The sequence below is a fragment of the Brachybacterium sp. genome, from assembly GCF_052095815.1.
In the GTDB taxonomy this organism is placed as follows: Bacteria; Actinomycetota; Actinomycetes; order Actinomycetales; family Dermabacteraceae; genus Brachybacterium.
Genome location: NZ_JBQDLF010000028.1, coordinates 36,512 through 55,173, shown reverse-complemented (window position 1 = coordinate 55,173; position 18,662 = coordinate 36,512). Strand labels below are relative to the sequence as shown.

Genomic DNA, 18,662 nt, shown 5'->3' with positions numbered 1-18,662 from the left:
TCTGCGCGAACGGCATCGAGCCGGAGTCGAACCAGACGTCGAAGATCTCCTCGACGCGGCGCATGGTGGACTGCCCGGTGGGGTCGTCGGGGTTCGGGCGCGTGAGCTCGTCGATGTACGGACGGTGCAGGTCCACCTCGCCGAGCTCGTTGCGCGGCAGGGTGCCGAAGGCCTCCTCGATCTCGGCGAGGGACCCATACACGTCGATCCGGGGATGGTTCGGATCGTCGCTCTTCCAGATCGGCAGCGGGGTGCCCCAGTAGCGGTTGCGGGAGATCGCCCAGTCTCGGGCGCCCTCGAGCCAGCGGCCGAACTGGCCGTGCTTGACGTTGCCGGGCACCCAGTCGATCTGCTCGTTCAGCTCGAGCATGCGCTCGCGCTGGTCGGCGACCTTCACGTACCAGGAGGAGACGGCCTTGTAGATCAGGGGAGTCCGGCAGCGCCAGCAGTGCGGGTAGGAGTGCACGTAGCTGGCCTCGCGCATGAGTCGCCCGGCCTGCTGGAGATTGCGGATGATCGGGCGGTTCGCCTCGAACACCTGCACCCCGGCGATCTCGTCCAGCTCCGTGCCGGCGAAATAGTCCAGGAACTGGGCGCCCTCGTCCACCGAGACGATCACGGGGATGCCGTACTCGGCGTTGACCTGCTGGTCGATCTCACCGTAGGCGGTGGCCTGGTGGACCACGCCGGTGCCGTCATCGGTGGAGACGTAGTCCGCGACGGTGACGATCCACGCGTTCTCGGTGCCCCACTTCGCCCGGTCCTCCGAATAGACGGTCCACAGCGGCTGGTAGGCGACGTGCTCGAGCTCGGAGCCGGCGTACACGCGCTCCTCGCAGGCGGCGAGCGCCTCCTCGGCGCTCTCGTAGCCGAGCTCCTTGGTGTAGGAGCCGAGCAGCGCGGTGGCCATGAGGTAGCGGCCTGCACCTGCGGCGGTGCCGTCGGCGGCGCCGAGCGGACCGGCGGGGACCACCGAGTACTGGAGCTCGGGACCGACGGCGAGGGAGAAGTTGGTGGGCAGGGTCCAGGGGGTGGTGGTCCAGGCCAGTGCCTTCACGCTGTCCAGGCCGAGCTGCTCGGCCTTCTCCCCGGAGAACGGGAAGGTGACCGTCACGGTCTGATCCTGGCGCTCCTGGTAGACGTCGTCATCCATGCGCAGCTCGTGCGCGGACAGCGGGGTCTGGTCCTTCCAGCAGTAAGGCAGCACGTAGTAGCCCTCATACGCCCGCCCCTTGTCGTACAGGGTCTTGAACGCCCACAGCACCGACTCCATGAAGGTGACGTCGAGGGTCTTGTAGTCGTTCTCGAAGTCGACCCAGCGGGCCTGGCGGGTGACGTAGTCCTCCCACTCCTTGGTGTACTTCAGCACCGAGGCGCGGGCGGCGTTGTTGAACTCCTGGACGCCCATCTCCTCGATCTCGGACTTCTCGGTCATCCCGAGCTCCCGCATCGCCTCGAGCTCGGCGGGCAGGCCGTGGGTGTCCCAGCCGAAGCGGCGGTCCACCTTGTTCCCGCACATGGTGCGGAAGCGGGGGATGACGTCCTTGACGAAGCCGGTGAGCAGGTGGCCGTAGTGCGGCAGGCCGTTGGCGAAGGGAGGACCGTCGTAGAAGACGAACTCCTCGGCACCCTCGCGCCGGGCGATCGAAGCACGGAAGGTGTCGTCCTGCCGCCAGAACTCCTGGATGGCGTTCTCGAGCGAGGGCAGGTTCGGTGAGGGGACGAGCGGGTCTCCGCTGACCGGGTAGACCATGGGACGGACCTCCGAGGCAGAACAAGGGTGAGAGCTGGGACAACACGCAGTCCGAGGACGCTTCCCGGCGCAGGGCCGGTGGCGCGGTACCACCTCGGTTGACGTCCGCTGCATCGCCGGTGGCGATCCAGGGGCCTCCCCTTGTTCCTCAGCTGTGACGGGCTGGTCCCGGCGGGTTCTACTAGGCCCGTGCCCGCGAACGGACAATGGGCGGTTCTTCCCGCGGCTCGCCGGTGATGGCCGGGTCGATGCCGATGGCGGTCAGTGTACGCGGCGGCCCGAGGACGGTCACGCGGCCGGGCGGGGAAGAGACGCGCGGAACAGCCCGGCTCCCCCTCCCTCGTCCCTTCCTTACGTGTCCCCTCCTTGCGCATCCCATTCGCGTCCCAGCAGATCCGGGTGAGATGCACAGCACCTGCCCAGCCGCGGGACGTCGAATACAGGCAGCGGCTCGACCTGCCGCTCCCCCATCGAGGAGGTCGCATGGATGAGGACACCGGTGCCCAGGATGCCGGCCCACGGCGCAGCCGGGCCACGGCGAGCGCCTCGGCACTCGGCGCGGCGGCCCTGCTCGTGCTCAGCTTCGGTCCGTCGGCGCTCGCGCTGACACCTTCCGTCCCGGGCACGCCGAGCGTGCGGGCCGCGATCTCGGCTCCTGTGTCTGTCGCTCCCGCGCCGATGACGGCGAGTCCCGGGAACCTTCGTGAAACGGCCGACGCGGACGACGGCTCCCTCAGGTGAGCTGCCGCTGATGTCCCTCTGGGCTCTGCAACGCGCTGGGCGAGGCGCTGGGTGAGGAGGCAAGACTCACCTCGTGGAGGAGGCGAGGTCATGGAAGACTGAGAGCTCCACGATCCCGCCCCGCGTCACGGGGTGGTCGACGCAGAAGGAGCGAGGATGTCGCTGTTCGGAGAGCCCTTCACCGCCAAGTGCCTGAAGTCGGGCGTCACGCTCGAGATCGGCGAGGGTCAATCCCTCCTCCAGGCGCTGCTTGACGCTGACATCCCGATGGACTACTCGTGCGAGGGCGGCGTGTGCGGCACCTGCGTGGTGCCGCTGGTCTCCGGCGAGGTCGAGCACCTGGACGAGTTCCTGATGGACGACGAGCACGCGGACCAGATGATCACCTGCGTATCCCGCGGCGAGGGCGAGATCGAGATCGACATCTGAGGACGTCCCTCAGGATCCCTCTGACCGGGATCTCGCTGATCGGATCGGGATCTCCGTGATCGGAGTGCGTCAGAGCCGGGGACCAGCCACGACCCAGGCCACGCCCACCAGCATCATCAGCGCCGTCGCGGCACCGACCGCGAACGGCAGCGCGATGCTGGGGCCGGTGACCAGCAGGAGCAGCATTCCGGCAGCGGCGACGGCGAGCAGCAGAGCGAACAGCAGCGGCCTGCCCATGGCGGGCTTGGCCCCGGATCGTGCCTGCTCGACATGGCCGAGATGCGTCGTCGTCATCAGGGGGACCTCTCTGCTCGGATGCTCGAGAGGCCGCCGTCCGGTGGGGGTGCGGCGCCTCTCCATGGAGAGATCCTCCCCCGGGCGGCAGGTCTCCCACATCCTGCGCAGGGTGGAGATGTCCCTCCCCCTTTGGTCGTAGACCGGCACATCGGGTCGTAGACCGGCTCAGCTGGCCGTGGACCGGCTCAGCTGGCCGCGGACCGGCTCAGCTCCGCAGCGGCGGGGCCGGGTCCTCGGCATCGTCACTCGCCGCCCACGGCTGCAAAGCCTCGCCGTCCCCTGGTCCGGGCGCGGCGCTGTCCCGTCGGGCGTCCTGGATCGCGAGCTGCGCGAAGATCCCGCCTCGCGTCACCAGCTCCTCGTAGGTGCCGCGCTCGAGGATGCGGCCGTGCTGCATCACGATGATCTGATCGGCGTGGCGGATGGTGGAGAGCCGGTGGGCGATCGAGACGGTGGTGCGGCCACGGGCGGCGGCGTCGAGCGCACCGGACATCGCACGCTCGGTGGCGACGTCCAGCGCGGAGGTCGCCTCGTCGAGCAGCAGTACCGGCGGGTCCCGCAGGATCGTGCGCGCAAGCGCCAGACGCTGCTTCTCCCCGCCGGAGAACCGGTAACCGCGCTCCCCCACCACGGTGTCGTAGCCCTGCGGCAGAGACTCGATGTGGTCGTGGATCTGCGCGATCCGGCAGGCCTTCCGCAGCTCCTCATCGCTCGCCTCCGGCCGGGCGAAGCGCAGGTTGTCGGCGATCGAGGCGTGCAGCAGATAGGTCTCCTGGGTGACCACACCGATGCTCGCCGCGAGCGAATCCATGGTGATCACCCGCAGGTCGTGACCATCCAGGGTGATCCGGCCGGAGCTGGGCTCATAGAGCCGCGCCATCAGGTAACCGGTGCTGGTCTTGCCCGAGCCGGTGGCCCCCACCAGCGCGGTGTGCTTCCCGGCCGGAACCACCAGGTCGATGCCGTGCAGCGCCGGCGCCTCCGCGCCCGGATAGGTGAAGGTGACGTCCTCGAAGCGGATCTCTCCGCGCACGGTTACCGGGTCCAGCGCCAGGGCCTCCGGCGCGTCGCTGATGAGGATCGGAGCGTCGAGGTACTCGAACACCCTCGCGAACAGCGCCAGGGAGCTGTTGACCTGGGTCGCGACGCGCAGCAGCCCGTTGATCTGGGGGAACAGGCCGGATTGCAGGGCGATGAAGGCGACCAGAGTGCCGATGGTGACGCCCTGGCCCTCGGGGTCGCCGAAGAGCAGGTGGCCGCCGAGCAGGTAGGTCAGGGCCGGGAACAGCGCCATCAGGGTCGTGAAGACGGCCATGTGCCAGCGGCCGGCCATCTCGGAGCGGACCTCGAGGTCCGCGAGCTCCCGCGAGTCGGTGGCAAAGGCCTGGCTGAGCGACTGCGTGCGCCCCATGGTGACCCCCAGCAGGATGCCGGAGACGGACAGGGACTCCTGGATCCCGGCGGAGAGGTCCGCCGCCTTCTCCTGGCGGGTCTTCACGATCGCTCGTCTGCGGCGGCCCACCCGGCGGTTCATCCACACCGCGAAGGGCAATGCGATGAGGGAGAAAAGGGTCAGCCGCCAGTCCAGGGCGAACATCGCCACCAGCGCCATCGCCACCCCCGCCCCGGAGGAGACGATCTGGGTCATCACGGAGGTGACCACGGCCTGCATGGAGCCGATGTCGGAGAAGATCCGCGACTGGATCTCTCCGGTGCGGGTGCGGGTGAAGAATCCCAGCCCCATCCGCTGCAGGTGGGAGAAGACAGAGACCCGCAGGTCGTGCATCACGGACTGGCCCACCCGGGTGGAGAGCATCGACTGGGTGACGCCGAGCGCGCTCGAGATCACCGTCACCGCGATCAGCCCGCCGACGGACCATGCCAGCACGTCGGCGCGCTGCTCAGGCAGGGCGACATCCACGATCTCGCGGATCAGGAACGGGGAGACCACCCCGACGGCGGCACCGATCACGATCAGTGCCAGCACCCCCGTGAGGATCCCGCGATACGGGCGGAACAGGGACAGCACCCGTCGCAGGTCGGGGCGCTGGCCGGGGGCGAGCTTGAGGTCGTCGCGCATCCGGCCGCCCCCGCCGCCCATCCCTCCGCCGGGGCCGCCCATCCCGCCGTGGACCATCAGACTCCCTGGTGGCGGGCGACGCGGTGGGCGGCCGCCTGCGCGAGGGGACGGACGGTCACCAGATCGAGGTTCACGTGATGCGGGGCATTGAGCGCATAGGAGATGACGTCCGCGCAGTCCTCCGCGGTCAGCGGCTGCTCGACTCCGTCGTAGACGGCGTCGGCCGCGTCCTGGTCGCCGAGGCGGGTGAGGGAGAACTCCTCGGTGCGGACCATTCCGGGGGCGATCTCGATGACGCGGATCCTCTCCCCGTTCAGCTCGAGGCGCAGGGCGTTGGCGAGCATGTGCTCCCCGGCCTTGGCGGCGTTGTAGCCGGAACCGCCGGGGTAGGCCTCGTGACCGGCCACCGAGGTGACGAACAGCAGGTCTCCACGGCCGCTCTCCCGCAGTGCCGGCAGCAGGGCGCGGGTGACCCGCACCGTGCCCAGCACGTTGATGTCGTACATGCGCTGCCACTTCTCGAGGTCCGCCTCGGCGGCGGTCTCGACGCCGAGGGCGCCGCCGGCCACATGCACCACGGCGTTCAGGGAGCCGCCGAACAGCTCGGCGGCCCTTTCGACCAGGCGCTGGACGGAGTCATCGGAGGTGATGTCGACGGCGAGCACCTCGCAGCCGGTCTGCTCGGCGAGCTCGCGCAGCCGGTCCTCGCGGCGCGCGACAGCGAGCACGCGCCAGCCCTCGGCCACCAGGCGCACGGCGGTGGCGCGGCCGATGCCGGAGGAGGCGCCGGTGACGACGGCGGTCAGACGGGTGGGGTCGTTGCCAGCAGTTTTCGCAGCATTCATGGAGGTCGTAGAGGTCATGGCCCCAGCGTACGCGGAGCCCGACGCTCTCATCCGGCGGTCCGGCCTGCAGGTCACCAGCCGATCTCGAGGCAGCCGTGGTGGTCGGTCGGCTCGGTCTGGACGGTCGCGTGGGCGATGCCGTGCGTGGTGCTGAGCAGCTCCTGGGCGGCGTCGAGGACCGGGTGCGGATCAGCTCCGGGCGCGGTCACCAGATGGACGGTGGCGACCTCCATCCCGGAGGTGAGGGTCCACAGGTGCAGGTCGTGGACATCGGCGACCCCGTCGAGGGCCCGCAGATCGTCCTCCACCTGCTGGGGGTCGATGTCTGCGGGTGCGGCCTGGCCCAGCACGGTGAGCACCTCGCGGGCCAGCAGCACGGCACGCACCGCGATGAACGCCCCGATCGCGAGCGCGACGATCGTGTCGATGAGGCTCGCTCCGGTCAGACGGATCAGCACCGCTGCGACGATCACCCCGACCGAGCCGAGGGTGTCGGCCAGGACCTCGAGATAGGCACCCTTGACGTTGAGGCTCTCCTTCGCCCCGCCGTGCAGCATCAGCAGCACCACCAGGTTCACGACCAGGCCGAGCCCGCCGACGATCAGCATCGGCGTGGTGTCGACGTGGACCTCGGCACCCAGCCGGCTGATCCCGCTGATCGTCACGAGGGCGGCGACGACCAGCATGATCAGGACCGCCAGCAGGGCGGCGAAGGTCTCAAGGCGGTAGTTGCCGAAGGTGCGCCGGCCATCACGAGAGGGACGCGCAGCGAACACCGTCGCGGCGAGCGCCGCGGACAGGGTGACCACGTCCGCAGCCATGTGCCCGGCGTCCGAGAGCAGCGCGAGGGAGCCCGAGAGCAGCCCGGCCGCCAGCTCGACGACGAAGAACCCGCCGATCAGCACCACCGCGACGATCAGCCGCCAGCGGTGCGCGGCCCCGGCGTGGCCGGTGGCGCCGCCCCCGTGGGAATGGCTCATGAGACTGCCTGCTCGACCGGCTCGTGGGGCGAGCCCGCACGCTCCTGCGGCGCGTCCACGGTGCTCCTCTCGGGATGCTGGAGCTCGCTGTGCTCGGTGTGGGTGAGGGCGACCTCGAGCAGCATCCGCACGTGCGGGTCGTCCAGACGGTAGAAGGCGCGCCGCCCCTCCCGACGCACGCGGACGATGCGGTGGGCGCGCAGCAGCTGCAGCGCATGCGAGACCGCGGAATCCGACTGCCCGGTGAGGGTCGACAGCTCCCCCACGCTCACCTCGCCCCCGCGCAGCGCGAACAGCAGGCGCAGGCGGCTGGGATCCCCCAGCAGGGAGAAGACGTCGGCGAGGTCGGCGATCTCGGCGGACCGCACCTCAACATCTGAACGATTGCTCATATGTTCAGTATGGCAGATGCTTCAGGTGCGAGCGGCTGACGAACAGAAGCGGGCCCGCCCGCACCTCGCAGGGTGCTGACGGGCCCGCTTTCACGACGGCCGAGCTCACACGACAGCTCAGACGCCGTGCACCTGCGGATGGTGCTGCGCGGTCATGTCGCCGCTGATGCGTCCCTTGGAGAACCTGGTCATGAGCGCCGCGATCGCGCCGTCCCCGGTGACGTTCGTGGCGGTGCCGAAGGAGTCGATCGCGATGTACGCGGCGATCATGAGGCCCACGGCAGCCTCACCGAAGCCGAGGAACGAGGCGAGCACACCGGCGGCGGCCATGATCGCGCCACCGGGCACGCCCGGCGCCGCGATCATCACCACGCCCAGCATGAACACGAAGCCCACCAGGGCGCCGATGTTCAGCGGCATGCCGGTGACGATCATGATCGCGACGGCGAAGGTGGTGATCTTCAGCGTCGAGCCGGCGAGGTGGATCGTGGCGCACAGCGGGATCACGAAGTCGGCGATCGCGTCGGGGATGCCGTTGCGCTTGGTGCACTCGGTGGTCACCGGGATGGTCGCGGCCGAGGAGCTGGTGCCGAGCGCCGTCATGTAGGCGGGCAGCATCGTCCACAGCATCTTCAGGGGATTGCGGCCCATCGCCCAGCCGGCCGCGGCGTACTGCGCGAGCAGCACCACCACGGTCATCCCGAAGACCAGCAGGATCACGGTGAGGAAAGTGCCGATCACGGTCCAGATCTGGCCGTTCATGGTCAGCCCCAGGAACATGCCGAAGATGTAGAGCGGCAGCAGCGGGATGATGATCGCCTCGATGATGCGCACCACGATCGTGCGCAGCTGCACGAAGGACTCCTGCAGCGCACCCTTCTTCACGAGCGTGAGCCCGATGCCGAGGCAGAACGAGAGGACCAGCGCGGTCATCACGCCGAACACCGGCGGGATCTCGATCTCGAAGAAGGCCGCGATCGCGGAGTCCTCGGGGTTCTCGAGGGAGTCGATGCGCGCCCCGCCCAGCATCCGCGGCAGCAGGAACAGGGAGAGCGCCAGCGCGAACAGCCCGCACAGGATGGAGGAGAGGTAGGCGATCCCGGCGGTCGCCACTGTGGATGCTGTAGGACATACTTGATCCATGTCCAACACTACGGCCGCGCCCTACAACCCTCCTAGAGTCGCTCTGTACGCGAGGCAGTCGGAGGAGGAGGACCAGGGCATCGGGCAGCAGCTCGCCGACGGCCGCGCCGAAGTCGGTCGCCGAGGGTGGCGGGTCGTCCTCGAATACCAGGACAACGACGTGAGCGGAAGCAAGGTTCGGGGCCCAAAGACCGACTGGGCCAAGATGCTCGATGCTTTCGACGCAGACGAGTTCGACGTCCTGCTGGTCACGGCGAGCGACCGGCTGACGCGGAGCCTCCCCGATGTCCTCGATGTCCGGCCACCTCGCCGCGACATCCGGGTCGTGACGATCCGCGAAGGCGTCGACACTGACGTCGACGACTTCATGCTGAAGCAGCTCGTGCTGCTCGCGGAACGCGAGGTCAAGGTCAAGGCCGAGCGTGCTGCGCGCTACGCGCGCGAGCGCCGGGCGATGGGGCACCCCTCGCCCGGTAAGGCCCCCCACGGCTACCGCTGGGTCCCCGCTGCCAACCGAGACGCAAAGGGCACCCGCTACGAGATCGCCGAGGACGAGGCCCAGGACGTGAGGGTGATCTTCAAGGAGTTCCTTTCCGGTGCTCCGCTCGGCCAGATCGCCCGCGACCTGAACTCTGCTGGCCGGAAGACCCGCAAGGGTGCGCGCTGGCACACCTCGACGGTCCGCCGCATCCTCATGAACCCCTTGTACTCGGCACTCCTTCCGCCGTCGCAGGGAAGCCAGCCGCACGACCTGGCCATCATCGACCTCTCCACTTGCACGTCCGGCGCGTGGGAGGCGCTCATCGAGCGCGACCACCTGGTCGCCGCTCGCGACAAGCTCGTCGGGGTCAAGCCCAACCACCAGGGAACGGCCCGGAAGTGGCTGCTGTCCGGTCTAGCGATCTGCGCCGTGTGCCGCCAGCCGGTCCGCTCAGCGCGAGGCGCGACCCACCCGACCCCTCGGAAGGACGGGTCCGGCTCGGCTCCCAGTCAGCGCTATCACACCTACCGATGCGTGAACGGGCACATCATGCGCCGAGGCGAGATCATCGACGACTTCGTCTCGGAGGTGTGCATCACGCGCCTGTCCAAGCCCGACACGCTCGACCTGCTGGCCCCGAAGCCGGATGTCGTGGACATCCGCGTGCTCCACTCCCGGCGCATCGCCCTAGGAGGGAGGCGCAAGAGCGTCCTCAAGCAGCTCGCCTCCGGCCGGGCGACCGAAGCGGACGCGGAGGAAGCGCTGGACGATCTCGCTGACCAGCTGCGGACCGTGGACGCTGAGATTGCCCGTGCCGTCGCCACCGATCCGCTCGCCGAACTGGTTGGCATCAAGGATGCCCGTGCATGGTGGCACGACGAGGAGAGGACACTCGCCCGTCGCCGCTCCGTGGTGGAAGCGCTCATGACCGTCATCATCCACCCCGTGGGCCCGGGACGACGGATCACCACATTCGACGCAGCCGCCGACACCGTAGAGATCGGCTGGAAGGGCCGCGAGTAGCGTCGTGCTACCGCAGGTCCTCGAACGGGTCTATGACGCTGTGCACGCCGTGCTCGGGGCATGAGAACGCGATCCTGACCCCTTGGCCGTGTCCAGCGTCGAACGGCTCGGGCTCGCAGTCGCGACCGTAGTCGGCGCAAGTGCGGTATCGCTCGTCCCCTGCACCGTCGTCTACGCCCATACACCTCAGCCTATCCACAGGCACTGACGCCGCCGAGGACCACCCGTGAACGCCGCGCAGAGCGCGGCCGAGAGGTCTCCTGAGAGCGGTCGGCGCTGCGTAAGCGCGTCGATTCCCTGAGCACGACTGCCGGTCGCGCCTACCGCTCTCCCCGAACACGGAGGAGACCCGACATGAGCACTGCTCTCACCACCGATACGACGCCCCGGGCCTGGATCGGGTGCATGCACTGCTACAACGACGGACGCCTCATAGGCGAGTGGTTCGACGCCGCGGGCGCGGACGAGGTCACCCTCGCCGATGTGCACGGCGGTGCTGGCCGCGTGCGGGCGGGCTGCGAGGAGCTGTGGGTGATGGACCACGAGAACATCCCCGCCCGCGGCGAGATGAGTCCCTACGATGCCTCGGAATGGGCGCAAGCAATCCTCGCCGTCCCGGAGCACGCCCGTGCGGCGCTGGGCGCCTGGGTGGAGTCTGGCGACTACATCATCGAGGGGCTGGGCGACATACCCTCGGTGAGCGACTTCGAGGAGAGGTACGCGGGCTGTTGGGACAGCTTCCGCGAGTACGCCGAGAACCTCGCCGAGGACATTGGCCTGTTGGACGGTGCCCCGGAAGAGGTCGCGCGGTACTTCGACTGGACCGCCTGGACCCGAGACCTCGCGATGGACTTCACCACGGCGAGGACGGACGGAGGCGTCTACGTCTTCCGCAACATGTGAGGGGAAGCTCGCTCGCCCGGATGCCTCGGCGGGATCAACGCTCGACGAGGCGCGTGGGCACCCGAATCGACTTCGGGTGCCGGGCGCACACGGGAGCTACAAGCTCGGTGAGCGGAACTCCGAGCGCGTGCGCGATGCCGTGCAGCGTCGTGATCCGCGCGGCGACCCGACCCGCCTCGATCTGGATGAGCGTTTTCCGGTGCACCCCTGCCGCCTCGGCGAGATAGTCCAGCGAGCGTCCGCGTTCATTCCGCAGGCGCGCGATCTCGACACCGAGGGCGCGGAGGTCAGGAGCGGGTACGGGCACACACCAACGCCCCCGCAGTTACGTTTGATGCACAGTAACCTAAACGCGCCTGATTGTCGGTAGGGTTGATCTCGGATCGACCCCGGTCAGACCAGGAAAAACACCAGAAGACACGGAGCCAGTATGAGAACGAACTGCACCGTTCGAACCACCGTCGCCGCATCCGTCGCGGCCTTCGCGCTGCTGCTCGCCGGATGCTCGGGCGCGGCGGACGGGCCCCAGCCCGGGGAGCCCCAGCCCGACGAGCAGCCGCAGTCCCAGGAGCAGGAACCCGCCGAGGAGCAGCTCGCGTTCACGCGCGAGGACCTCGGCGACCTCCCCGAGGACGTCTTCGGCGACGTCGTCTGGGCCCACGAGCTCGGCAGCGAGCACGACGAGGTCGGATTCGTCCAGGGCGACCGCACCTTCGTGGTCCGCAACGGCGACGCTGCCGGCGAGAAGGTCCTCGTGGCCCTCGACGCGGACGGCCAGGAGGTCTGGACGACGGACTTCGCTGAAGACTCAGGTCACTTCCTGGGTGGTCACTTCGCCGTCCTCAACGAGGGAGGCTCCGAGTCCGAGGGGCTCACCCAGACCGAGAAGGTCGACACGGTTCAGCTGCTGTCCTACGACGACGGCAGCGTCGCCGACGAGTTCGACGACGTGCGCATCCCGAAGGGCTGGCTCATGTCGAGAAAGGATGATGGCTCCGGCGGTGACGACGACATGTCGGCTTTCTACGATGAGAACACTGGCGAGAAGCGCCCCTATGGGATGTCGAAGCCGCCTGGTGGTACACCGGATGATCCGCTTCCCGTCGCTGGTGTGCCGAATCCGGATGGCAAGCTGAGGGATCTGTCCTATCACATGCGTGTGCCGAGTCTCGGGCTCGCCTTCCTGTCGCATTCGATCAACAGCCCGGAACCGGTCACGGCCGCGGACGTGGATACGGGCGAGGTCCGCTACACGTTCGAGTGCATGGACCAGTTCACCGGTGGTGGTGACGGAAGCTTCGGGACACGCAGTCCCAACGGTGAGTACGCGGTCTACGGCAACGTCGTCGTCTCGGCCGATGAGGGTCATTGCTACGGCGACCGATCCTCCGGTGAGCGGACCCCGAAGCTCAGTGCCGTCGATGACTCGGGCCTCGCCTTCGGGAAGGTCGAGGGTGACTCCGATGCCAAGGAGTCGGCGGTCATGATCGACTTCGGTGCACCGGGTGTCGAGGGTGTTCTCTACGATGGCGCTGCTCCGTTGGGGATCATGGATGGCGGGATCGCTGTCTTCCAGATCTATACCGCCGAGGGTAGCGGCGTCGTCGGCGTGGAGCTGCGGTAACTCGGGCTACGTCCACGGCCCCGGCACCGTTTTGAGAGCGGTGTCGGGGCCGTGTTTTTGTCACTGCGGCGGTTTCGGCCACTGCAGGCTCTTTTGCCGCGCAGAGGGACTCTTGAGGGACGACACGGACTTAAGCGGCTCACGCTTCTTCTTCTCATGCTCCACGAACTTGTGGAACTTTTCGGTCATCGTGACGCCGTTGCTCTGATGGTTGTCCGCGAACTGTTGCCAGAAGGGCGGCGTTTCCGCGAGTTCATTCACGCGCACCTGAGCATCGTTCTCCAACTGCTTCGCACTCTCCGCCGACTGCCGAGCCTCCTCCTCATGCCGCTTCGCCCTGCCCTCGACCTTCCGGGCCTGATCCGCGCGCCGCGCAATCTCTCGCACCACCAGAACTGCCTGCGTTGCCAGGCCGACCTCGGGGTCAGCAGCGGTCGGAAGACGAACGTCCGCCGCGATCTCCCTGATATGACGATCCTGCACAGCGATCTCGCGCCGGTAAGCCTTGATACGCGCCTCGACGTCAGCCTCGCGCTCAGCGACACGCGCACGCTCCTCAGCGACCCTCTGAGCCTCCAAGGTGGCTGCGCGCTCCCGCGCAGTGACCTCAGCCTCCCGCTTAGCGAGCTTGGCCTGGCGCACCCGCACCTTGCCTGCTCGCTCGTCGATCTCCTCCTCACGGTCCTGCACGCGCTTACCCTCGGAGTCGATCAGCTCCCGCTTGCGCGTGGCGCTCTGCCGCAGCGCCTTAGCGATCTGCTCGCGGTCCTTGATCCTGGCCCACTCCTCACGGCTGTGGCTGCTCTTGCTACGGTGCGCCGTCTCCAGCTCGACGTCGTACCACTGCGCCATGTGCTCCCGCAGCTCCCGCTGATACCGAGACAACTTCGCCTTGCCCGACTCCTGCCTACCGCTCGCGTCACGCACGTCACGATGCGACCCCCACATCCTCGAAGCGTCGCACCGCAGCGCACCGTCGTCGCCAGGACCGAGCGTGTCGGCCATGATCTGCACGTGCGGGTATGCCTCGTCGAAGTTCGGGGCGATGCCGTGGATCGCATCGGTGCCCCCGGTGAGCACGTTCGAGCCGAGGAACCCGGCCGCGCGCATGAAGTACTCCCGTGCCTCGTCGATGTCGCGCGCGACCCAGCGCGAGCGCATGACCGGCTCGCCGTCCGCCACCACCGGCTCACCCCGCTCGTCAATGACGGGATAGAAATCCTTGATCTCCGTGCAGAGCGTGCGCGGCAGCGAGACCACGAACAGCGAAGTCTCAAAGCTATCGGAGCGCCACTTGCGCCCCGTGTCGGTCACCCGATCCTCACCCTTGTCGTTGTCGCACGTGCCGATGCGCGCGTTGCCGTACTCGACCACTTCATCGACGTCCTTCGCGTGACGAAAACCGCCCTGCCCGTCGTTGACCAAGGACTTGTTGAGGTGCGTCTCCTCGCGCACGATGTTGGGATTCTTGTTCGCATAGAAATCGGCGTCCCAATCGTTGAGGTCGCGCATCGCTTCCTTCAAGATCGACCTGCGATCACTCTCGGTGCCGGTGGCCCCGTGCCGCAGGTGCCGGGCGTTGAACCCAGCCCGTCCCTTTGCCTCGTCGCTCATCGTCGTTCCTCCTTTTCGTTCCGAGCAATCTGTGCTCGTTCCTCGCGCGGCCGCCTGGTCGGCTCGTGCCCTCGCCTCCCGTGCTCCACCCCACCCGCTCGGAACCACTCGCGTCTAGGCTGTCGCGCGGTCGTCCCGTCGCGTGGAGCCTCTCGCTGCGCTCCTCCACACGCCGTGCCGCCGCAAGACGACTTGATCCGTGGGTTCCCTCGCTTCGCTACCCCAAAGATCGAGTCGTCTTTAGCCCCGTAAAGACAACCCTCGCAAGCTCGGGTTGTCCGGGGCTCCTGCGGAGGGCGGCTCCGCAGAGGCCGAACGCTGGCGCGTCCGTCCCTGCTCCGCCCGCAGTGGTCACCGCGGACGCTGCAGCGTCCTCGGTGACCACTGGCTCCGTGCCGCTCCAAGGCTCCGCCTTCTCGCATCACTGCGCAGCACCTCGGTCTAGGAGCCCGAGCGCGTCGTTGGCACGATCGCGGGGCTCGGTCGTCACGCCGACGGCGCTGCGCTCCGTGGCACCCGTGGACGGAGTGCGGATGCGACCGAGAGCGGTCACGATCCGAGCCTCGATGTCGTCGCGCTGGACGCGCTTCTCCACCGGGGCATAGCGCTCAAGAATCTCGCCGGCAAAGGTGAGCTTCGCGGCCTCGATTTCACGTTTGCGGATGACCCGTGCTTCGCGTGCCAGCCGCTTCGACTCCGCGATGATTTCGGCGGAGGTCTGAGATGTCTTCCGAGTCGTGATGACTAGTCCTTTTCAGTCAGTACGGCCGCCGGTCGGCGTCCGTGGGGCGTTCTCCGGAGGCCATTGCCGCCATCCGGTCGAGGTAAGGGGCGAGCACATCCGTGGGGAGCATCTGAGCAGCGCGCTCCGGGCGACGGGCGTTGTCCCAGTCGCCCCGGGACACCGTCCCCAGGCCCCACTCCGCGAGCCAGTCGAGGCGGTCGGCAATAGTCATCGAGCGGTCAGCGAGAGTCGGGATCGTGGCGACGCCTTGACGGTGCGCCATGACGATGGACATGAGCACTGCGCGCTGCGGAGTGACGATGCGGCGGCCCTTACCGTGCGTGTACTTCAGGTTCCAGTCGCGCCACTCAGCGACGGTGCGCAGGCATCCGGTCTCGGCCATGTCGCGGGCGATCTGGCGAGCGCGCAGGCAGTCCTCCACCCGCTCCCACGGCTCGGTGGTGAACGTAGCCATCTCGCTAATGGAGCCGTCGGGGAGAGGGACCATCGCACCGACCATCGAGGTCATGACGGGCCTGCGCTTGAGGTCGTAGTCCATGCTCACGGAGCGCTCGACGCGGGACGGCAGGAAGTCCTTGCGGTCCTCGGTGCGCGACAGCTCCTGGAACGACGGGAATCGCGTATACCCGTTGGGCACCCGCCCTTCACGAGTGGCGACGGAGACCAGCAGCATCTCGCGGTCCTCGATGCTGTCGCGCACGATCTCCTTGGGCGTCTTGAGCCCGTTGTGCGCGCACACGCCGCCGAGGTCGAGCGACACGTTCCCGCGGGTGGTGAAGTTCACGAGGTCATCCTGACCGTGCTTCGCCTCCCAGATGTCCGGGTCGCCGGTCAGGGCCGTGCGGGACTCGCGGAGCACGTCGGCGAGTCCGTACAGGTCCAGGGCGGCGACTTCGTCCACCGTGCAGTCGGTGATGAAGCCGTCCGTCGTCACCGAGTAGACCTGGCCGCCGTGCTCGACGATCTGGTTCATCGTCGCCAGCAGCTGCGCGCGGACGAACGACGTCGTGGTCGCCGCATGGTATGGGCTGGACACGGCGGAACCACCGACGTTGTCCATCTCCTGCGCACGGGCGTCCCAGGAGTGCTGCTCAGCGACGTCCTGCGCAGTCTTGCCGTACACCGAGTTCACGCCGGTCTTCAGCGTCTGCTCTTCCAGGGACCCCTTGCCGAAAATCTTCTTGGCAGCGTTCCGGTCGTCGATGAGCTGCTTCACCCCATGGCGCAGGGATAGGCTCGGCCCACCGTCCTGCCCCAGCTCGCGACCGAGATAGCCGATCTGGCAGTGGACCACAGCGCCGAGGCGGAGAGCGAGCCACAGCTCCGGGCCGCAGACCCAGGTGCCAGCAACGCCCTCGGACGTGCGCGGATAGACGAGGGTGCCATCAGCGACGATCGGCAAGCACGGATACACCACGTCGGCGGGGAACTCGAACGACACGAAGCCGACGAACGGCGTCGCCGCCGAGGACACGTCGTCAACGGCGAGCGCTCGCTCATGCACGACCTCCTCGATGGCACCGGCCTCCCAGTCGAGATCACGCACGAGAGCCATCGCGGTCGGGTAGGCGTTCTGCGCATCGATGTCCACACTCGGGGTCGGGTAGTAGCCCGGCATCGGACACGAGTTCAGGCCACCGTGATACGCGCGGGCGAACGCGGAGGAGAGCTGCGCGGCAGCGCCATCGAGAGGGTTGCGACCCCGCTTCGCGTAGAAGCTCAGCCGGTCACCCTCCTCGACAGCCTCGACGCCCTCGTCCTCGTCCACCAGCCCAGCGAACTTCCGGCGGAACTCCGAGGGGCTCGACGCCCCCAAGTAGGAGCTTCCAGAGTCCACGAGCGCGGCAGCAGCACCACCGCTGAGGGTGATCGGAGGAACGACTCCGTCACCCCACAGCCGAGCGAGGTATTCGACGACGATCACCGCGTCGTTGATGCCGTACTCCAGGAACTCATCCAGGTGCTCACGTCGGTAGTCCGTCATGCGGGAGATCCAGCCCTCCGGCACGTCCAGCTTCGTGACACCGCACGCCTCGCCAAGGACGGCAAGACTCTTCTTCCCGGCGGGTGCTTGCGACATGGTGTCGCGGACGGACACCGACAGGCTCTGCCACCAGTGCCCGTTCTCGTTGCCGCGCTGCGAGCGGAACGGCAGGAGCGTCACCAGGCCACCGGCAGCCGAGGTTAGCCGGACGAGGCTGTCCAGCTCGCGGCTCTGACCGCCCGTGCGGAAAGTCGTAAGGTCCGCCGAGCCGTAGTGGCAGGCGAGCACGATGGGCACGCGCAGCTTCGCCAGCGCCTCCCGACGGTCATGCCAGTCGTCGGTCCAGAACGCGCCGCGCGGCACCCCGCGGGGACCGACCTCGTCGGGGACCAGCGGCGACTCCCACAGCCGAGCGGCGACCACCACGGTCCATAACGCCGTGTGCAGCGAGAGGCGCGAGGTCGATCCCAGCGGCGGCAGGATCACGACCTCGACCATCACAGTGGGGTCAAGCGGGTCCGGAGTCGCGAACTGGAACGAGTCGATCACGCGCACGCCGTCGTTCGTCGTGAACTCGGTGTCGAACCCGACGACGATCCCGGCGCGGCCCGTGCCCATCGCCTTCACCGAGGGGAGGTCGCCGAACGCGGTCGCGGACCCGGACACGGCGCTCGGCGCGGGCGTCGCAGGCACGGTCGCAGCGGTGCGGTCATACGGTCGTAACGCGGGGCTCCCCATAGGGGCTAATGACCGTGCCGGGCCTCTCGCCTCCTGACCTGGGGAAACCGCTGTCCCGAGAGGGGTCGGAACGTGTGACAGTCCGGAAGTGTCACACTCGGCGAGCTGGCTCTGGGACCTCGCTGCCCCATCGCCCGAGGTGCCTGCGGGCACGGCCCCTGCCCCAGCGGCCGGGGTCCGCGCGCGACGACGCACGAGCACGTCGAAGCGAGCGCCATGACGCGCGCCGTCGGTGATCTCGTGGCTGTCCCATCCGGCGACGGCGACGCTCATGACGTGCCGCCGAGGACGACCGCGAGGCGCTCGCGCTGCTCCGGGGTGAGCGGAGGCGCTTCGGCTACAACGCGCTCGACGGCGGAGACGACGTCCTCGAACGTGGATTCACGCCTCGGGACCGCGAGAGCGTCGAGGTCAGTGCGCAGGACCTTGACGCGGCCGCCGATCTTGACGGCGGGCAGGCGTCCGTCCGCGATGTAGCGCCGCAGTGTCTGATACGCGCCATAGCCCAGAGCTACAGCGTCGCTAAGGTTGAGGTAGTGGACGCCGCTCGATGACGGCGCATAGGTGGAGGATGCCACGGGGTCTCCCAGAGACAAGCACGCATAGCGTGCTGATGTCTCTGACAGACGCGCTCACAGTAGACGGCATCTGTACCGTCCACGTCGCCAGATGGAACTAAGCCACTGTTTTTCAACCGCGACCACGTGTTCCGCCCTGTGACCGCGGGATGGACCCGCAGCCTCTTTATTGCCTAGCTTCGGTCCGGAAACCAATCCGAGCCTTAGCGACGAGGCGGGCAAGCCCCTCGGCACCTCCTAAGGGGCGTGCGAAACCCCACCACTAACTGATGGGTGTATTTCAGAGCCGCTGCTCCCTGGCCCGGTCTAGAC

General features: G+C 68.1%; 16 protein-coding genes. 5 read left to right on the top strand and 11 right to left on the bottom strand.

Going from position 1 to position 18,662, the window contains the following annotated elements:
• The coding region (locus ACTH43_RS11900) for a class I tRNA ligase family protein (RefSeq protein WP_441445109.1) at positions 1-1,753 on the bottom strand (1,753 nt) is incomplete at its 3' end.
• A gap of 483 nt (positions 1,754-2,236) precedes the next feature.
• Here ACTH43_RS11900 and ACTH43_RS11895 point away from each other — a divergent pair.
• Positions 2,237-2,494, top strand: a complete 258-nt coding sequence (locus ACTH43_RS11895) for a hypothetical protein (RefSeq protein WP_441445108.1) — start codon at positions 2,237-2,239, stop codon at positions 2,492-2,494.
• 156 nt (positions 2,495-2,650) lie between these two features.
• The gene (locus tag ACTH43_RS11890; RefSeq protein WP_441445107.1) at positions 2,651-2,923 is read left to right on the top strand and encodes a 2Fe-2S iron-sulfur cluster-binding protein; all 273 of its coding nucleotides are present in this window, start codon (positions 2,651-2,653) and stop codon (positions 2,921-2,923) included.
• Positions 2,924-2,992: 69 nt separating this feature from the next.
• On the opposite strand, the gene ACTH43_RS11885 is transcribed toward ACTH43_RS11890, so the two are convergent.
• From ACTH43_RS11885 to ACTH43_RS11860, 6 genes are all read right to left on the bottom strand, one after another.
• Positions 2,993-3,217, bottom strand: a complete 225-nt coding sequence (locus ACTH43_RS11885) for a hypothetical protein (RefSeq protein ID WP_441445106.1) — start codon at positions 3,215-3,217, stop codon at positions 2,993-2,995.
• Positions 3,218-3,425: 208 nt separating this feature from the next.
• Complete coding sequence (locus ACTH43_RS11880) at positions 3,426-5,357, bottom strand: ABC transporter ATP-binding protein (RefSeq protein WP_441445105.1); 1,932 nt, start codon at positions 5,355-5,357, stop codon at positions 3,426-3,428.
• On the bottom strand, positions 5,357-6,163 hold the full coding sequence (locus ACTH43_RS11875; protein ID WP_441445104.1) for an SDR family oxidoreductase: 807 nt from the start codon (positions 6,161-6,163) through the stop codon (positions 5,357-5,359). Before ACTH43_RS11875 ends, ACTH43_RS11880 begins: the two co-directional genes overlap by 1 nt.
• A 53-nt stretch (positions 6,164-6,216) precedes the next feature.
• Positions 6,217-7,125 (bottom strand): cation diffusion facilitator family transporter, encoded by a 909-nt coding sequence (locus ACTH43_RS11870; protein WP_441445103.1) that lies wholly within the window; start codon positions 7,123-7,125, stop codon positions 6,217-6,219.
• Complete coding sequence (locus ACTH43_RS11865; protein WP_441445102.1) at positions 7,122-7,517, bottom strand: ArsR/SmtB family transcription factor; 396 nt, start codon at positions 7,515-7,517, stop codon at positions 7,122-7,124. Before ACTH43_RS11865 ends, ACTH43_RS11870 begins: the two co-directional genes overlap by 4 nt.
• A gap of 117 nt (positions 7,518-7,634) precedes the next feature.
• A complete protein-coding gene (locus tag ACTH43_RS11860) occupies positions 7,635-8,630 on the bottom strand; it encodes a cation:dicarboxylate symporter family transporter (protein WP_441445101.1) in 996 nt (331 codons plus the stop codon).
• Between the two features lie 28 nt (positions 8,631-8,658).
• Here ACTH43_RS11860 and ACTH43_RS11855 point away from each other — a divergent pair, with 28 nt between their 5' ends.
• Together ACTH43_RS11855 and ACTH43_RS11850 are read left to right on the top strand one after the other, a co-directional pair.
• Positions 8,659-10,164 (top strand): recombinase family protein, encoded by a 1,506-nt coding sequence (locus ACTH43_RS11855; RefSeq protein WP_441445100.1) that lies wholly within the window; start codon positions 8,659-8,661, stop codon positions 10,162-10,164.
• Between the two features lie 354 nt (positions 10,165-10,518).
• The gene (locus ACTH43_RS11850) at positions 10,519-11,067 is read left to right on the top strand and encodes an antirestriction protein ArdA (RefSeq protein WP_441445099.1); all 549 of its coding nucleotides are present in this window, start codon (positions 10,519-10,521) and stop codon (positions 11,065-11,067) included.
• Between the two features lie 34 nt (positions 11,068-11,101).
• Here the strand turns inward: ACTH43_RS11850 and ACTH43_RS11845 are convergent, their stop codons facing one another.
• Positions 11,102-11,374, bottom strand: coding sequence for a helix-turn-helix domain-containing protein (locus ACTH43_RS11845; RefSeq protein ID WP_441445098.1), 273 nt, complete (start codon positions 11,372-11,374; stop codon positions 11,102-11,104).
• 123 nt (positions 11,375-11,497) lie between these two features.
• On the opposite strand from ACTH43_RS11845, the gene ACTH43_RS11840 reads away from it, so the two are divergent.
• Positions 11,498-12,691, top strand: coding sequence for a hypothetical protein (locus ACTH43_RS11840; protein WP_441445097.1), 1,194 nt, complete (start codon positions 11,498-11,500; stop codon positions 12,689-12,691).
• Between the two features lie 60 nt (positions 12,692-12,751).
• On the opposite strand, the gene ACTH43_RS11835 is transcribed toward ACTH43_RS11840, so the two are convergent.
• The 3 genes from ACTH43_RS11835 to ACTH43_RS11825 all read right to left on the bottom strand — a co-directional run bounded on the left by ACTH43_RS11835 (position 12,752) and on the right by ACTH43_RS11825 (position 18,350).
• Entirely contained in the window at positions 12,752-14,305 is a 1,554-nt protein-coding gene (locus ACTH43_RS11835) for a hypothetical protein (RefSeq protein ID WP_441445096.1), read from the bottom strand.
• A gap of 758 nt (positions 14,306-15,063) precedes the next feature.
• On the bottom strand, positions 15,064-17,727 hold the full coding sequence (locus tag ACTH43_RS11830; RefSeq protein WP_441445095.1) for a hypothetical protein: 2,664 nt from the start codon (positions 17,725-17,727) through the stop codon (positions 15,064-15,066).
• A gap of 314 nt (positions 17,728-18,041) precedes the next feature.
• Complete coding sequence (locus ACTH43_RS11825; RefSeq protein ID WP_441445094.1) at positions 18,042-18,350, bottom strand: helix-turn-helix domain-containing protein; 309 nt, start codon at positions 18,348-18,350, stop codon at positions 18,042-18,044.
• Positions 18,351-18,662 lie beyond the last annotated feature (312 nt).

Excerpts from the sequence above, each read along its gene's own strand:
- ACTH43_RS11895 (WP_441445108.1), top strand. The coding sequence starts at position 2,237 with ATGGATGAGGACACCGGTGCCCAGGATGCCGGCCCACGGCGCAGCCGG.
- ACTH43_RS11890 (WP_441445107.1), top strand. The coding sequence starts at position 2,651 with ATGTCGCTGTTCGGAGAGCCCTTCACCGCCAAGTGCCTGAAGTCGGGC.
- ACTH43_RS11885 (WP_441445106.1), bottom strand. The coding sequence starts at position 3,217 with ATGACGACGACGCATCTCGGCCATGTCGAGCAGGCACGATCCGGGGCC.
- ACTH43_RS11880 (WP_441445105.1), bottom strand. The coding sequence starts at position 5,357 with ATGGTCCACGGCGGGATGGGCGGCCCCGGCGGAGGGATGGGCGGCGGG.
- ACTH43_RS11875 (WP_441445104.1), bottom strand. The coding sequence starts at position 6,163 with ATGACCTCTACGACCTCCATGAATGCTGCGAAAACTGCTGGCAACGAC.
- ACTH43_RS11870 (WP_441445103.1), bottom strand. The coding sequence starts at position 7,125 with ATGAGCCATTCCCACGGGGGCGGCGCCACCGGCCACGCCGGGGCCGCG.
- ACTH43_RS11865 (WP_441445102.1), bottom strand. The coding sequence starts at position 7,517 with ATGAGCAATCGTTCAGATGTTGAGGTGCGGTCCGCCGAGATCGCCGAC.
- ACTH43_RS11855 (WP_441445100.1), top strand. The coding sequence starts at position 8,659 with ATGTCCAACACTACGGCCGCGCCCTACAACCCTCCTAGAGTCGCTCTG.
- ACTH43_RS11850 (WP_441445099.1), top strand. The coding sequence starts at position 10,519 with ATGAGCACTGCTCTCACCACCGATACGACGCCCCGGGCCTGGATCGGG.
- ACTH43_RS11840 (WP_441445097.1), top strand. The coding sequence starts at position 11,498 with ATGAGAACGAACTGCACCGTTCGAACCACCGTCGCCGCATCCGTCGCG.
- ACTH43_RS11835 (WP_441445096.1), bottom strand. The coding sequence starts at position 14,305 with ATGAGCGACGAGGCAAAGGGACGGGCTGGGTTCAACGCCCGGCACCTG.